Genomic DNA, 14,925 nt, shown 5'->3' with positions numbered 1-14,925 from the left:
GGGAAGTCTCCTCCTCGGTCAGCTTGTAGACCGGGATGCCGGTCCAGTTGCCCAGGACCTCGGCGATCTGCTCGTCGTCGACCTCGGACACGACGTCGAGGTCGCCGGCCTTCCACTCCTTCTCCCGCTGCGCCTTCTGGCCGAGGAGGGTTTTCTCCTTGTCGCGCAGCTGGGCGGCCCGCTCGAAGTCCTGCGCGTCGATCGCGGACTCCTTGTCGCGGCGCACCTGGGCGATGCGCTCGTCGAAGTCACGCAGGTCCGGCGGCGCGGTCATCCGGCGGATGCGCATCCGTGCGCCGGCCTCGTCGATCAGGTCGATCGCCTTGTCCGGCAGGAACCGGTCCGAGATGTACCGGTCGGCCAGCGTCGCGGCGGCCACCAGGGCGGCGTCGGTGATGCTGATCCGGTGGTGCGCCTCGTAACGGTCGCGGAGACCCTTGAGGATCTCGATGGTGTGTGCCAGGGACGGCTCGCCGACCTGGATCGGCTGGAAGCGGCGCTCGAGCGCGGCGTCCTTCTCCAGGTGCTTGCGGTACTCGTCGAGGGTGGTCGCGCCGATCGTCTGCAGCTCGCCACGCGCCAGCATGGGCTTGAGGATCGAGGCGGCGTCGATCGCGCCCTCGGCGGCGCCGGCGCCGACCAGGGTGTGGATCTCGTCGATGAACAGGATGATGTCGCCGCGCGTGCGGATTTCCTTGAGCACCTTCTTCAGGCGCTCCTCGAAGTCACCGCGGTAACGCGAGCCGGCGACCAGCGCGCCCAGGTCGAGCGTGTAGAGCTGCTTGTCCTTCAGCGTCTCGGGCACCTCGCCCTTGACGATGGACTGGGACAGGCCCTCGACGACGGCGGTCTTGCCGACGCCCGGCTCGCCGATCAGCACCGGGTTGTTCTTGGTGCGGCGGGACAGCACCTGCATGACCCGCTCGATTTCCTTCTCCCGGCCGATGACCGGGTCGAGCTTGCCCTCGCGGGCGGCCTGCGTCAGGTTGCGCCCGAACTGGTCGAGGACCAGCGACGTGGACGGTGCGGCCTCGCCGGTGGCGGTGCCCGCGGCGGCCGGCTCCTTGCCCTGGTAACCGGAGAGCAGCTGGATCACCTGCTGGCGGACCCGGTTGAGGTCGGCGCCGAGCTTGACCAGCACCTGGGCGGCGACGCCCTCGCCCTCACGGATCAGCCCGAGCAGGATGTGCTCGGTGCCGATGTAGTTGTGGCCGAGCTGCAGCGCCTCCCGCAGAGACAGCTCCAGCACCTTCTTCGCCCGCGGCGTGAACGGGATGTGCCCGCTCGGCGCCTGCTGGCCCTGGCCGATGATCTCCTCAACCTGCTGCCGGACGCCTTCGAGAGAGATGCCGAGGCTCTCCAGAGCCTTCGCGGCGACGCCCTCTCCCTCGTGGATCAGCCCGAGCAGGATGTGCTCTGTGCCGATGTAGTTGTGGTTGAGCATCCGGGCCTCTTCTTGGGCCAGGACGACAACCCGTCGCGCTCGGTCGGTGAACCGCTCGAACATGCCCTCGTGCTCCTCACGTGCCGTGCGCCAATGCTGAGCCTGTCTCAACAGCTTGCGCGGCCAGCGCACGGGCATCGGTGATACCCGTGCAGTAACTCTATCGCCGCCCGGAGGATCCGCTGGGCCCTCGCAGCCCCTCGAAACGATCCGCAACGTTGATTTAGCCAACTTCGCACGCTCAGCGGCTGTTCCCCTACCCGAACGTGTACGCGGACAGCGAAATCCCTCTGATCCACAGCCTGTGGACAAAGACCGCTGCCCTGTGGATAACCGTACGGGAAGCACGAGAGGGCGTACCGATGATCGGTACGCCCTCCGCTGCGACAGGCTCAGTCCCGGCCAGGGCCCTTCGCGTGGTACTCGTCGACGATCTCCTGCGGGATACGCCCGCGGTCGGAGATGTCGCGTCCGGACTTCTTGGCCCACTCCCGGATGGCTTTGTTCTGCTCCCGGTCGGCCGCTGCCCCGCCCCGGCCACGAGCCGCGCGGCCACCGACGACCACACCGCCCCGGGCCACCTTGGTGCCTGCGGCGACGTACTGAGCGAAGACCTCCCGCAATTCTGCGGCGTTCTTCTCCGAGAGGTCGATCTCGTACTGAATACCGTCGAGAGCGAACTTCACCGTCTCGTCGGCGTCGCCACCGTCGATGTCATCGACCAGCTTGTGAATGATCTGCTTGGCCACGCGCCGTTATCCTCCCGAACACAGGTTCTCTCCCACGCAATGGGAGAACAATAACGCCAGGGGGACATCGCCCGTCAATGGCGGGGGGCGATAATTGACGGGCGGCTACTCCGGGCGGACCAACGGGAACAGGATCGTTTCCCGAATGCCCAGGCCGGTGAGGGCCATCAACAGGCGATCGATTCCCATTCCCATGCCGCCGGACGGCGGCATTCCGTACTCCATGGCCCGGAGAAAATCTTCGTCGAGCTGCATCGCCTCGGCGTCACCACCGGCCGCCAGCAGCGACTGGGCGACGAGCCGGTCCCGCTGGACGACCGGGTCGACCAGTTCCGAATACGCGGTGCCGAGTTCGAAGCCGCCGACGTAGAGATCCCACTTCTCGGTCAGGCCGGGCGTCTCGCGGTGCGGCGCGGTCAGCGGAGCCGTCTCCTCCGGGTAGTCCCGGACGAAGGTCGGCGCCTGCAGCGTGTGCTGAACGAGGTGCTCGAACAATTCCTCGGCCAGCTTGCCCGCGCTCCACTTGGGGTCGACACCGAGCTGGACCTTCTCCGCGTACGCCTGGAGCTGGGCCAGATCGGTCTCGATCGTGACCTCCTCACCCAGCGCCTCGGAGATCGAGCCGAACAGGGTGATCTGCCTCCACTCGCCACCGAAGTCGATCTCGGTGCCGTCGTAGTGGGTGACCACGTGGGAGCCGGAGACGGCCTGCGCGGCCTCCTGAATCCACTCCCGCACCTGGACCTGCATCACGTTGTAGTCCGCATACGCCTGATAGGCCTCGAGCATGGCGAACTCCGGGGAGTGACTGGAGTCCATGCCCTCATTACGGAAGTTCCTGTTGATCTCGAAGACCCGGTCGATGCCACCGACGACGGCGCGCTTCAAAAACAGTTCCGGCGCGATCCGCAGATAAAGATCGGTATCCAGTGCGTTGCTGTGCGTCACAAACGGCCGGGCCGTCGCGCCGCCGTGCAGCAACTGCAACATCGGCGTTTCCACCTCGAGATAATTGCGGCGGAACAGCGACTCGCGAAGGCTACGGACCACGGTTGCGCGAGTACGCACAGTGTCCCTGGCCTGCGGCCGGACGATCAGATCCACATAACGCTGCCGCACCCGGGTTTCCTCGGAAAGCGGCTTGTGCGCGACCGGAAGCGGCCGCAACGCCTTGGCGCTCATCGACCAGGAATCGGCGAGAACGGAGAGCTCGCCGCGCCGGCTGGTTATCACCTCACCGGTGATCGCGACCAGGTCGCCCAGATCGACCAGGCGCTTCCAGTCCTCCAGGCCCTCGGCACCGACCTTGTCCAGCGAGAGCATCGCCTGCAGCTCGGTGCCGTCGCCCTCGCGCAGGGTCGCGAAGCAGAGCTTGCCACCGTTCCGGACGAAGATCACCCGGCCCGTGACGGAGACCTGGTCGCCGCTGGCGGTGTCGGTCGGCAGCTCCGCGTACTGCGCGCGGATCTCGGCCAGGCTGATCGTCCGCGGGACGGTGACCGGGTAGGGCGCGATGCCCTTGGCCAGCAGTTGGTCCCGCTTCGCCCGGCGGACCTTCATCTGCTCGGGTAGGTCATCGGCGGGATCGGTCACTGGCACGTTCTGCTCGGTCACGGCACGTCTTCCTGGTGTAGTGGCGGCTGGTGTAGTGGGGGCTTTACGAGACCTGGAAAGCCTACTCAGCCCGGTTCAGACGTTCCGCTCATATACCATCCGCAGCCCGATCAGCGTGATCATCGGCTCGTGCGCGGTCAGCGTGCGGCACTCGTCCTTCACCAGCCAGGCCAGGCCACCGGTGGCGATCACCGCCTTGACCGGCCCGATCTCCTCGACCATGCGCTCGACGATCCGGTCGACCTGACCGCCGAAGCCGTAGTAGAGCCCGGCCTGCAGACACTCCACGGTGTTCTTCCCGATCACCGAGCGCGGCTTGGTCGGCTCGACCTTGCGCAGCTGGGCGGCGCGGGCGGCGAGCGCGTCGAAGGAGATCTCGATGCCCGGGGCGAACGCGCCGCCCAGGAACTCGCCCTTCGCGCTGATCAGATCGAAGTTGGTGGTGGTGCCGAAGTCGACGACGATCGACGGCCCGCCGTAGAGGGCGTGCGCCGCGAGGGTGTTCACCACCCGGTCCGCGCCCACCTCCTTGGGGTTGTCGATGGCGAGTTGCACGCCGGTCTTCACGCCCGGCTCGACGATCACGCTGGGCACGTCGCCGTAGTACCGCTTCAGCATCGTGCGCAGGTTGCGCAGCGCGGCCGGCACCGTGGAGCAGGCCGCCACCCCGGTGATCTCCACCGCGTCGCCGGCCAGCAGGCCACGGAACATCAGGCCGAGCTCGTCCGCGGTCGAGGCGGCGTCGGTCTTGATCCGCCAGTTGTGCACCAGCTTGTCACCGTCGAAGGTGGCCAGCACGGTGTTCGTGTTACCGATGTCAATGCAAAGCAGCACGGGTGCCCCTAAGAATCACAATCAAGACCCCCATTTTGTACGGGCGGAGCACTCACCGGGCACGCAGGTCCATGGCGATGTCCAGGATCGGCGAGGAGTGCGTCAGCCCGCCCACCGACAGATAGTCCACACCGGTCGCCGCATAGGCCGCCGCCGTGGCGAGGGTCAGGTTCCCGGTCGCCTCCAGCTCGGCCCGCCCGCCGATCGCCGCGACCACCTCGGTCAGCAGCTCGGGCGTCATGTTGTCGCAGAGCAGGAACGTCGCGCCCGCGTCCACCGCCTCCCGCGCCTCGGCCAGCGTGGTCACCTCGACCTGTACCGCCACCTCCGGGAACGTGTCGCGGACCAGCCGGTACGCCGCGGTGATGCTCCCCGCGGCCAGCTTGTGGTTGTCCTTGATCATGGCAACGTCGTACAGGCCCATGCGCTTGTTGGTGCCGCCGCCGACCCGGACCGCGTACTTCTCCAGCGACCGCAGGCCCGGGGTGGTCTTGCGGGTGTCCAGCACTGTCGCCCTGGTGCCCTCGAGCTGGTCGGCCCACTTCCGGGTGTGGGTGGCGACGCCGGACATCCGGCTGATCAGGTTCAGCGCGGTGCGCTCGGCGGTGAGCAGCGAGCGGGTCGGCCCGGTCACGACGGCCAGCACGTCGCCGCGGACCACGCGGTCGCCCTCGCCGGCGACCTGGCGGAACTCGGCGTGCCCCTGCGAGGTGACCGCGAAGACCTCGGCCGCGACCGGGAGGCCGGCGACCACGCCGTCGGCGCGGGCCACCAGCTCGGCCGTGTCGACCTGGCCGGCCGGGATGGTGGCCTCACTGGTCACGTCGCGCGGCGGGTCGCCGAGATCCTCGGCGAGCGCGGTCAGCACGATCCGCTGGACTTCCGCGAAGTCCAACCCGAAGTCGATCACTGCATCTCCTGGAAGTCCTGGGTCATGCTGCCGTCACGAGCAATGCTGTCGAGCAGGTGGCCGCGCCACTCGTCGGCCGCGGTCGGGTAATCCTCGCGCCAGTGGCAGCCGCGCGTCTCCCTGCGGCTGCGGGCCGAGGCGACCAGCGCGGCGGCGACGGTGAGCAGGTTCGTCGCCTCCCACGCCGCGGTGTTCGGGGTGGCACGGGACTCGGCCAGCCGGGAGAGCTCCTTGGCCGCGGTGTCGAGCGAGTCGGCCGAGCGCAGCACGCCGGCGCCCCGGGTCATGGTGCGCTGCAGGTCCACCCGGATCGCCGGGTCGGCGACCCACGCCGGCGTCATGTTCACCCGTACCGGATCGGCTTGGGGCGGCAGGTCCCGGCCGATGTCGTCGGCGATGCGCTTGGCGAAGACCAGACCCTCCAGCAGCGAGTTGCTGGCCAGGCGGTTCGCTCCGTGCACGCCGGTGCAGGCGACCTCCCCGCACGCGTACAGGCCGGCGATGCTGGTCCGCCCGTGCAGGTCGGTACGGACCCCGCCGGAGGCGTAGTGCGCGGCCGGCGCCACCGGGATCAGCTCGGTCGCCGGGTCCACGCCGGCCGCCCGGGTGGACGCCATGATCGTCGGGAAGCGGCCCTCCAGGAACTCCTTGCCGAGATGCCGCGCGTCCAGGTAGACGTGGTCCGCCCCGGTCGAGCGCAGCACCCGGTAGATGCCCTTGGCCACCACGTCGCGCGGGGCGAGCTCGGCCTGCTCGTGCTGGCCGACCATGAAGCGCGTGCCGCTCTCGTCGACCAGGTGCGCGCCCTCGCCACGCAGCGCCTCGGAGATCAGCGGCCGCTGCACCGAGCTCAGGTCTGCGGTGACGAACGAGGTCGGGTGGAACTGGACGAACTCCACGTCGGTGACCGCGGCGCCGGCCCGCAGCGCGAGCGCCACGCCGTCGCCGGTGGAGACCGACGGGTTCGTGGTGGAGGCGTAGATCTGCCCCATCCCGCCGGTGGCCAGCACGACCGCGCGGGCCAGGATGGCGCCGACACCGTCCTCCGAGCCCTCGCCGAGCACGTGCAGGGTGATCCCGCAGGCCCGGCCGTCGGCGGCGCGCAGCAGGTCCAGCACCAGGGCGTGCTCGACGAGCCGGATCCACGGGTCGCGGCGGACCGCGGCGTGCAGGGCGCGCTGCACCTCGGCGCCGGTCGCGTCGCCGCCGGCGTGCACGATCCGGTCCGCCCGGTGGCCGCCCTCGCGGGTCAGCATGAGCGAGCCGTCCGGGTTGCGGTCGAACTCGGCACCCCGGCGGATCAGCTCCCGGATCCGCGCCGGGCCCTCCTCGACCAGCACCTTCACCGCCTCCGGGTCGCACAGCCCGACACCGGCGATCTCGGTGTCGTAGGCGTGCGCCTGCGGCGTGTCCAGCGGGTCGAGGACCCCGGCGATCCCGCCCTGCGCCCAGCGCGTCGAGCCGTCGTCGATGTTGACCTTGGTGACCACCGTGACGTGCAGGCCGCGCTCGCGCAGATGCAGCGCGGCGGTCAGCCCGGCGACGCCGGAACCGACCACAACCACGTCGGTGGTCTCGTTCCAGCCGGGCTCGGCGGCGGCGAGCCGGCGCGGCAGTGCCGGCAGATCCGCGAGAGGTGACATGTGTGTCAGTACACTCCGCTCGCGCGCACCCGTCACGGCGGGGGCACCATCAGTGGTCACCGTTACTTGTACTGGACGGGCAGTGCCGTGATTCCCTTGCCTCTCAGCGAGGTGGTCAGCTCGGCGCCGTCCAGCCATAGGTAGCAGCGCACGCCGCGGTCACCCTGCGACCAGACGTCGGCGTTGCCGGGCAGGGAGACCACGCCGGTACGGAATTCCAGGTTCTTGTCGTCGGGCACGCCGGTGTACCGGGCGACCACCGTCCGGCACCCGTCGTGGAACTCCTCCCAGGCGGTGTCGCCCTTCGGGTACGACGCGTCGGCCGGCGCGTCCCACACCCCGGCGAACTCGGCGTTGTGCTTCTCGCCGCATCCCGCCGGTGGCATCGTGTCGATCGCGCCGCCCGGGCCGAGCTTGATCGCGTAGCAGGTGAGCTCCAGGTCGGAGCCGGCCGTCAGGACGCCACGCAGGCTGCCCTGCCGCTCGACGAGCGCGCCGTTGTCCTCGATCGAGTCGAGCTCGAGGACCTCGCAGCGGAACCAGCGGGCGCCGCCCGTCCAGGCGGCCGGCGACGGGTGCGTCACGCCGATCCACAGCCGGGCGGTGCGCCACGGCCCACCCACGTACGCGCTGGTCTTCTGATCGCAGGTGGCGTAGGCGGCGCGGGCCCCGGCGGAGGTCTCCGGCGGCGGCTGCTCGGCATCCGCGGCCGTCCCGGTGTAGGCGCCGACGAAGACCGTCTCGGTGCGATGCCGGACCGTGCAGTCGACCTCCTCGTAGGTCGCGCGCGGGCCGGCTGCGGCGAAGTTGGCGAGGTGGCACGTCTCGGCGAGCGGTTCGAAGCCGGTCGCCGGGGCCATCGCCGTCCAGTCGTTGGTCAGGTCGCCGTCGATCTGGCCGGGGTTGCCGCACCCGGCCGCGACCAGCAGCAGCACGCCGAGCGTGGCGGCCAGGTCGAAGCCCAGCCAGGGGCCGGAGCGGACGTGCCGTTCACGAAGACGGGCGGCTCGGTCGCGTACGCGCAAGCCTTGGTCCTTGAATCGGGCCCGCCAGTTTCGCATGAAGGACCCTCCCGCACGCCACCGATGTCCGATTTATCGATCATATGGTGATCGGCGCGGTTCATCGGCGGCGTTCGGGAAAGTCAGCCTCTCAGCGGGTGGAGAGCGTCAGATCTCCCCTGACCAGGTCGCCGACCATGCCGGGAACAGCCTCGGCCGGGTCGGCGCCCAGCTCGATGACCTTGTTGTCGGCGTTCACGTGCACGACGCGCGGCTCGTAGGCGCGCGCCTCGGCGTCGTCCATCTGTCCGTAAGAGATCAGGATGACCAGGTCACCGGGGTGAACCAGGTGCGCGGCGGCGCCGTTGATGCCGATCACGCCGCTGCCCCGCTCACCCGGGATCACGTAGGTCTCCAGGCGCGCGCCGTTGGTCACGTCGACGATCGCCACCAGTTCCCCGGCCAGCAGATCGGCCGCCTCCATCAGGTCGAGGTCGACGGTCACCGAACCGACGTAGTGCAGGTCGGCCTGCGTCACGGTGGCCCGGTGGATCTTCGACTTCAGCATGGTGCGCAGCATCAAGCTTCCTTCCGGAGAACGATCGGCACGTTGTCGATCAGACGCGTGGCGCCGACTCTGGCGGCCACGAGCAGGCGAGCGGGTCCTTCGACCGGCACGTCACCGAGGTCGGCGCCGGTCACTTCGAGGTAGTCGAGTCGCACGCCCGGCTCCTCGGCCAGAACCTTGCCGGCAGCGGCGAGAACCGCAGCCGGGTCGTGCTGCGCGGCACCCTCCCGCAAGGCACGGGACAGCGCCAGCGCCGAGATCCGCTCGTCCGCCGAAAGGTACCGATTACGACTCGACAGAGCAAGACCATCGATTTCCCGTACGGTCGGCACGCCGATGATCTCCACGCCGAGTTCCAGATCCACGGCCATCCGGCGGATCAGCGCCAGCTGCTGGAAGTCCTTCTCGCCGAAGAACGCGACATCGGCGCGCGTGAGCCGCAACAACTTCTCGACCACGGTGAGCATGCCGGAGAAGTGACCCGGACGGCTCGCGCCCTCCAGGATCGCGCCGAGCGGCCCCGGATTCATCGTGATCGACGGCGCGCCACCGGGATAGACGTCGTCCCGCCCCGGCGCGAAGACCACCGCGGCGCCCTCGGCCCGGCACGCCTCGAGATCCTGCTCCAGAGTCCGCGGGTACTTCTCGAAGTCCTCGTTCGGGCCGAACTGCAACGGGTTCACGAAGATCGTCACGACGACGAAGTCCGACCGCTCGCGGGCAACCCGGATCAGCTGCCGGTGCCCCTCGTGCAGCGCGCCCATCGTCATCACGACGGCGATCTCGTTGTCCGCTTTTGACAGCGCCGCGGCCAACTCGTCGCGGGTATGCACCACTTCGGTCACGCTGTGCCTCCCATTGCGTGCCCTCCTGGCCCTTGCTTCGCTGCGGTGCAGTCGGTCACGCGGGGCTCCCGACCTCGGCTCGGTACAGAATCTCCAGCAGAGCCGCGGCATCCTGCGGGCGCAGTCTTCCGGCCGCGAGGGCACGGTCCGCCGTCCGCCGGGCAAGAGCCAGATACGCCGGTACGGCCTCGGCGGGCAACCGGTCCAGATGCTTCGCGACCGTGCCGGCGTCGCCCCGGGAGACCGGCCCGGTCAGCGCGGCGTCCCCCATCCGCAGCGCGTTGTCCAGCGCCGCGGTCAGCAGCGGCGTCAACACCCGGGCGGGCTCACCGACCCCGGCCGCACGCAGCGTGTCGGCGGCCTCGTTGACGAGCGTGACCAGATGGTTCGCGCCGTGCGCCAGCGCCGCGTGATAGACCGGGCGGGCCTGCTCGGCGATCCACTCCGGCACCCCGCCCAGATCGGCGACCAGCCGCGTGGCGAACGCGCGATCGCGGGTCGTCACGCCCCACGCGATGCCGGGCAGCCGGGCGAGATCGGATTCCGCGCCGGTGAACGTCATCGCGGGGTGCAGGGCCATGCCGTTCACATCGCCGAAAACGTCCAGCCCGTGAGCACCGGAGGTGTGAGCAACAACCTGATCCGCCCGGAGCGCGCCGGTGCTGTGCAGACCGGCGACCACACCGCGCAGAGCGTCATCCGGAACGGCGATCAGCAACAGATCGGTCGCAGCGCGGGCCACCTCGTCGGCGGGGAGCACCGCGGCCTGCGGCAACAGCCGGGCCGCCCGCTCCCGTGACGCCCCGGAGACAGCCGCGGCGGCCACCACCCGGTGCCCGGCAGCACTCAGCGCAGCGCCCAGCACCGCGCCCACCCGGCCGGCGCCGACCACGCCGACAGTCAATGTCCTCATGGATCCAGTCCTCACGATCGGGGTACCGGTCGAGCGCCAGTATGCGCCGCCGTAACACGCCGGTAGCAACCACGTGTGAACAACCGCACCGCCGGGTTCCTACCCCGTTCGGCCGCTCCCACGGTTCGCTGAGCCGGAACGTCGCCACGAGCCTCCTCCTCCCGCCGGCCGCCTTCCGTCTCCGCAATACCTACCCCCTGGAGCGCCGGGCCCTGAGGTTTTCCACAGCCGCGGGTTGTCCACAGGGCATCCGCCGGCGCGAGCGCCGCGGGCGCCGGAATGGTTAAGGTCGCGGCGTGACGGGGATCGGGTGGCGGCTGGCCACGCAGTCGGCTCTCTATGGGGCCGGCGGGTTCTTCGTGCGGCCCGCCGACGGCCCGGGTGATCACTTCCGGACCAGCGTGCACGCCTCGCCGCTGTTCGCCCGGGCGCTGGCCCAGGTGGTCGAGCGGGTGGACGCGGCGCTGGGCCGGCCCGAGCGGTTCGACCTGGTCGACGTGGGCGCCGGGCGGGGCGAGCTGCTCACCGCACTCTGCCTGATGCTGCCCGCCGACCTGGTCGCACGCGTGCGGCCGGTGGGCGTGGAGATGGCGCCCCGGCCGACCGGGCTCGACGGGCGGATCCACTGGCGGCGCGACGTGCCGGAGGAGGTGACCGGGCTACTGGTCGCCACCGAGTGGCTGGACAACGTGCCGCTCGACGTGGTGGAGACCGATGCGGGCGGGCGGCTGCGGAAAGTCCTGGTGGACCGGCACACCGGCGTCGAGACGATCGGCGGCCCGGCCGATCCGGCGGAGGTCTTCTGGGCGGCCCGGTGGTGGCCGGGCCCGGGGCGCGTCGAGATCGGGGCCGCACGGGACGCGGCGTGGGCCGATGCGGTCGACCGGGTGCGGCTCGGGGCCGCGCTCTGTGTCGACTACGGGCACCGCAAGGACGAGAGGCCGCCGCTGGGGACGTTGGCCGGGTTCCGTGCGGGGCGACAGGTGCCGCCCGTGCCGGACGGGAGCTGCGACGTGACCGCGCACGTCGCCGTGGACTCGGCCGCCCTCGCCACCGGGGTTCCCGGCGAGCTGGTCCGGCAGCGGGACGCTCTGCGGGCCCTCGGGGTGAGCGGGGCCCGGCCGTCACTGTCGCTCGCCGGGAGTGATCCGGCGGCTTATCTGCGGGCCCTGTCCGGGGCCGGGGAGGCGGCTGAGCTGACCTCGGCCACCGGGCTCGGGGCGCACTGGTGGCTCTGGCACCCGATCGGCATCGATCTGCCGCTCACATGAGGGCGGGTGGGGCGCTTCACGACGTACGGGAAGAGGGTTTTGATCGGGTGGGAAAGTCGGCCCGGACTCCGGGGAGGCAGGCGTGGCACGATGCCTGATGTGACGGATGCGCTGCGGGAGATGACCGTTGGGACCGGGGCCGGGCTCGAGACGGCCGACATGGTGCTCAACATCGGGCCGCAGCATCCGTCGACGCACGGTGTGCTGCGGCTGAAGCTGACGCTGGACGGCGAGCGGGTCGTCGCCTGCGAGCCGATCGTGGGATACATGCACCGCGGCGCGGAGAAGCTGTTCGAGGTGCGGGACTACCGGCAGATCATCATGCTGGCGAACCGGCACGACTGGCTCTCCGCGTTCTCGAACGAGCTGGGCGTGGTGCTCGCCGTCGAGCGGCTGATGGGCATCGAGGTGCCGGAGCGTGCGGTCTGGCTGCGGATGGCGCTCGCCGAGCTGAACCGGGTGCTGAACCACCTGATGTTCCTCGGCTCCTACCCGTTGGAGATCGGCGCGATCACGCCGATGTTCTACGCCTTCCGCGAGCGGGAGACGCTGCAGACCGTCATGGAGGAGGTCTCCGGCGGACGCATCCACTACATGTTCAACCGGGTCGGCGGGCTGAAGGAGGAGGTCCCGGCCGGGTGGACGAAACGGGCGCGGCAGGCGGTCGCCGCGGTCCGGCGGCGGATGCCCGACCTGGACCGGATCATCCACAAGAACGACATCTTCCTGGCGCGGACGGTCGGCGTCGGTGTCCTGTCCGCGGCCGATGCCGCGGCCTTCGGGGCGTCGGGTCCGGTCGCGAGGGCCAGCGGTCTGGACTTCGACGTCCGCCGCGACGAGCCCTATCTGGCGTACGACGAACTGGACGTGCCAGTGGTGACGCGCACCGCCGGCGACTGCCACGCCCGCTTCGCGGTGCTGCTGGAGCAGGTGATGGTCTCGCTCGATCTGGTCGACCAGTGCCTGGACCGGGTGGACCGGATCGGCGGACCGGTGAACGTGCGCCTGCCCAAGGTCGTCAAGGCGCCCGAGGGCCACACGTACGCGTGGACCGAGAACCCGCTCGGGGTCAACGGGTACTACCTGGTGTCGCGCGGGGACAAGACGCCGTGGCGGCTCAAACTGCGAACCGCCTCCTACGCCAACGTGCAGGCGCTGGCGACGCTCATCCCCGGGTGCCTGGTGCCGGATCTGATCGCGATCCTGGGGTCGATGTTCTTCGTGGTCGGAGACATCGACAAGTAGGTCACCAGTTGCCCTGGGCGTCCCCCCGGTAACCGGGCAGGTTGGCGAAGTCGGCGAGGGAGCCGACGTTCGTGTCGTTCGCGGACGGGCGGTGGCGGCGAGCCTTGTAATCCCCGGAGTCGACGCCGTTCTGGTCGGGGGCGTAGTTGCCGTCCGGTCCGTAACCGTTCTCCGGTCCGTAGCCGTCCTGAGGGTCGTAGCCGTCCTGAGGGTCGTAGCCGTTGCCGGGACCGTAACCGTTTTCCGGGCCGTATCCGTTGTCGGGGCCGTATCCGTTCTCGGGGCCGTATCCGTCGGCACCGTAGCCGTTGCCGGGGCCGCCGTAACCCGGGCCGAAGTCCTCACCGGGCGCACCGGTGGCGTTCGCCGGGCCCGCGCCGTAGCCGGGTCCGAAATCGTCGCCGGCCTCGGCATAACCGTTCGGGGCCTCCGGGCGGCCGTAGGTGCCTGCGGGGCGGACAGCGGCGGCGGCCCGGGGGCCGGGTTGTCCGCCGGCACCGTAGACGCCACCACCGGGGCCACCTGGGCCAACCGGGACGCTTGGGCCCACCGGGCCACCTGGGCCTGGCACAGGACCGCGTGCCGGGCCGTTCATCGGTCCACCACCGGGGCCGGGCACCGGACCGCCGGCCTGGCCGTTGATGGGGCCACCACCGGCCATGCCGTTGATCGGGCCACCACCAGCCGGGCCGTTCATCGGAACACCACCGGGACCAGGCATCGGACCGCCGGCAGGGCCGTTCATCGGGCCACCACGCGGGCCCGGCACGGGACCGCCGGCTTTGCCGGGCAGCGGACCGCCCTGGACCGGCACGGGGCCGCCGGCCGGAACGGGGATCGGGCCGCCGGGGCTGGGCGGCGTGACCGATGCGCGGGCCACGCCGGCGGCCGGGGCGGGAACCGAGGCGGCGCCGCGCTGGCGGGGCAGCGGGCCGGTCTGCGGGGGTGCGACGGCGGCGGCGCCCACCGAGGCGGAACCGGTGGGTACGGCAGCAGAAGCGCGACCGGCCGGGCCTCCGGGCGACATCGGGCGGGCGCTGCCGGCGACAACCGCACGGCCGCCGTTGACCGGGCGGGGCGGTTCCGGGACGCTCGGCTGCCCGTACTCGTCGTAGTAGTCGTTCTGCTGATCGGCGTAGACGGGCTCGGCGTCGTAACCGTCACCGTTCGGCCCCGGCCCGTAGGTCGCCGGATTCTCGAACCCACCCTGATCGTCGAACCCGGCCTGACCGTCGAACCCAGGCTGGCCGTCGAACCCGCCTTGGTCGTCGAACCCGGGCTGGCCATGGAAACCGGGCTGGCCGTTGAAAGCGGGCTGCCCGTCCTCGTACGCCGGCCGGCCGTTGAAGTCTTGCTGATCCTCGTAGCCGGACTCGTCGCCGAAGAAGCCGTTCGACTGACCCTCCGGCGGGAAACCGAACTCGGCTCCTTGCTCAGCGCCCCGGCCCGACTGCGGACCGTAGGCACCGGGCGCCGCAGCGACGGCCCCGACCGGAGCGCGGCCGCCACCGGGACGGCGCGGCGGCAGCGGCGGCCGGCTCGGATCCGGCGTGGCCTGGCCATCGACGGCGTGCGCCGAGATCTCCGCCGTCAACTCCTTGCGGAGACGGTCGACCTCTTCCGCGACACGATCCTCGACATCCATCCTGAGCAGCACGGGATCGCTGCGGATCAGCACTGATGCGCCGACCAGGACGACGCTGACCGCGATCAGCAGCACCGCGAACCGGACCGATCCGGGGCTGCCGCCGATCAGCACGACAGCGGCCGCCACGGGAGCGAGGATCACCCCCGCCCACAGGAGACCGCGGAGCAGGCGTGCGCTGTGTCCCGCTTGGGCGTCGCGTTCCGGCATGGGCGCTGATGTTACCGAGAGTGCGCCAAGGAC

The 14,925-nt window shown here is 70.6% G+C and carries 13 protein-coding genes; 2 read left to right on the top strand and 11 right to left on the bottom strand.

Going from position 1 to position 14,925, the window contains the following annotated elements; translation table 11 throughout:
• The 10 genes from Acy02nite_RS39335 to Acy02nite_RS39290 form a co-directional block, all read right to left on the bottom strand.
• Nucleotides 1-1,507 (bottom strand): Clp protease N-terminal domain-containing protein (locus tag Acy02nite_RS39335; RefSeq protein WP_203753305.1); only part of this gene is annotated, 1,507 nt, incomplete at its 3' end.
• Between the two features lie 329 nt (nt 1,508-1,836).
• The gene (locus Acy02nite_RS39330) at nt 1,837-2,193 is read right to left on the bottom strand and encodes a histone-like nucleoid-structuring protein Lsr2 (protein ID WP_203753302.1); all 357 of its coding nucleotides are present in this window, start codon (nt 2,191-2,193) and stop codon (nt 1,837-1,839) included.
• 105 nt (nt 2,194-2,298) lie between these two features.
• Nucleotides 2,299-3,807, bottom strand: coding sequence for a lysine--tRNA ligase (lysS, locus tag Acy02nite_RS39325; RefSeq protein ID WP_203753299.1), 1,509 nt, complete (start codon nt 3,805-3,807; stop codon nt 2,299-2,301).
• A 75-nt stretch (nt 3,808-3,882) separates the two neighbouring features.
• A complete protein-coding gene (locus tag Acy02nite_RS39320; protein ID WP_203753296.1) occupies nt 3,883-4,641 on the bottom strand; it encodes a type III pantothenate kinase in 759 nt (252 codons plus the stop codon).
• A gap of 52 nt (nt 4,642-4,693) precedes the next feature.
• On the bottom strand, nt 4,694-5,551 hold the full coding sequence (gene nadC, locus Acy02nite_RS39315) for a carboxylating nicotinate-nucleotide diphosphorylase (protein ID WP_203753294.1): 858 nt from the start codon (nt 5,549-5,551) through the stop codon (nt 4,694-4,696).
• A complete protein-coding gene (locus Acy02nite_RS39310; protein WP_203753291.1) occupies nt 5,548-7,194 on the bottom strand; it encodes an L-aspartate oxidase in 1,647 nt (548 codons plus the stop codon). The genes nadC and Acy02nite_RS39310 overlap by 4 nt, the downstream gene beginning before the upstream one ends.
• A 62-nt stretch (nt 7,195-7,256) precedes the next feature.
• Nucleotides 7,257-8,219, bottom strand: coding sequence for a septum formation family protein (locus tag Acy02nite_RS39305; protein WP_239175627.1), 963 nt, complete (start codon nt 8,217-8,219; stop codon nt 7,257-7,259).
• Nucleotides 8,220-8,346: 127 nt separating this feature from the next.
• Nucleotides 8,347-8,775 (bottom strand): aspartate 1-decarboxylase, encoded by a 429-nt coding sequence (gene panD, locus Acy02nite_RS39300; protein ID WP_203753285.1) that lies wholly within the window; start codon nt 8,773-8,775, stop codon nt 8,347-8,349.
• A complete protein-coding gene (gene panC / locus Acy02nite_RS39295) occupies nt 8,775-9,608 on the bottom strand; it encodes a pantoate--beta-alanine ligase (protein ID WP_203753282.1) in 834 nt (277 codons plus the stop codon). The genes panD and panC overlap by 1 nt, the downstream gene beginning before the upstream one ends.
• Before the next feature lie 55 nt (nt 9,609-9,663).
• Nucleotides 9,664-10,521, bottom strand: a complete 858-nt coding sequence (locus Acy02nite_RS39290; RefSeq protein ID WP_203753279.1) for a Rossmann-like and DUF2520 domain-containing protein — start codon at nt 10,519-10,521, stop codon at nt 9,664-9,666.
• Nucleotides 10,522-10,817: 296 nt separating this feature from the next.
• On the opposite strand from Acy02nite_RS39290, the gene Acy02nite_RS39285 reads away from it, so the two are divergent.
• Both Acy02nite_RS39285 and Acy02nite_RS39280 read left to right on the top strand, forming a co-directional pair.
• Nucleotides 10,818-11,792 (top strand): SAM-dependent methyltransferase, encoded by a 975-nt coding sequence (locus Acy02nite_RS39285; protein WP_239175626.1) that lies wholly within the window; start codon nt 10,818-10,820, stop codon nt 11,790-11,792.
• 90 nt (nt 11,793-11,882) lie between these two features.
• Complete coding sequence (locus Acy02nite_RS39280; protein WP_203753277.1) at nt 11,883-13,037, top strand: NADH-quinone oxidoreductase subunit D; 1,155 nt, start codon at nt 11,883-11,885, stop codon at nt 13,035-13,037.
• A 1-nt stretch (nt 13,038) separates the two neighbouring features.
• On the opposite strand, the gene Acy02nite_RS39275 is transcribed toward Acy02nite_RS39280, so the two are convergent.
• Nucleotides 13,039-14,892: a hypothetical protein gene (locus Acy02nite_RS39275; RefSeq protein WP_203753274.1), complete on the bottom strand. Its 1,854-nt coding sequence runs from the start codon at nt 14,890-14,892 to the stop codon at nt 13,039-13,041.
• Between the last annotated feature and the right edge of the window lie 33 nt (nt 14,893-14,925).

This window comes from Actinoplanes cyaneus (genome assembly GCF_016862095.1).
Classification (GTDB): domain Bacteria; phylum Actinomycetota; class Actinomycetes; order Mycobacteriales; family Micromonosporaceae; genus Actinoplanes; species Actinoplanes cyaneus.
This window is presented reverse-complemented; position numbering and strand designations above follow the sequence as displayed.

Coding starts and splice junctions, on each gene's coding strand:
- Acy02nite_RS39310 (WP_203753291.1), bottom strand. CDS start 7,194: ATGTCACCTCTCGCGGATCTGCCGGCACTGCCGCGCCGGCTCGCCGCC.
- panD (WP_203753285.1), bottom strand. CDS start 8,775: ATGCTGCGCACCATGCTGAAGTCGAAGATCCACCGGGCCACCGTGACG.
- Acy02nite_RS39290 (WP_203753279.1), bottom strand. CDS start 10,521: ATGAGGACATTGACTGTCGGCGTGGTCGGCGCCGGCCGGGTGGGCGCG.
- Acy02nite_RS39280 (WP_203753277.1), top strand. CDS start 11,883: ATGCCTGATGTGACGGATGCGCTGCGGGAGATGACCGTTGGGACCGGG.
- Acy02nite_RS39275 (WP_203753274.1), bottom strand. CDS start 14,892: ATGCCGGAACGCGACGCCCAAGCGGGACACAGCGCACGCCTGCTCCGC.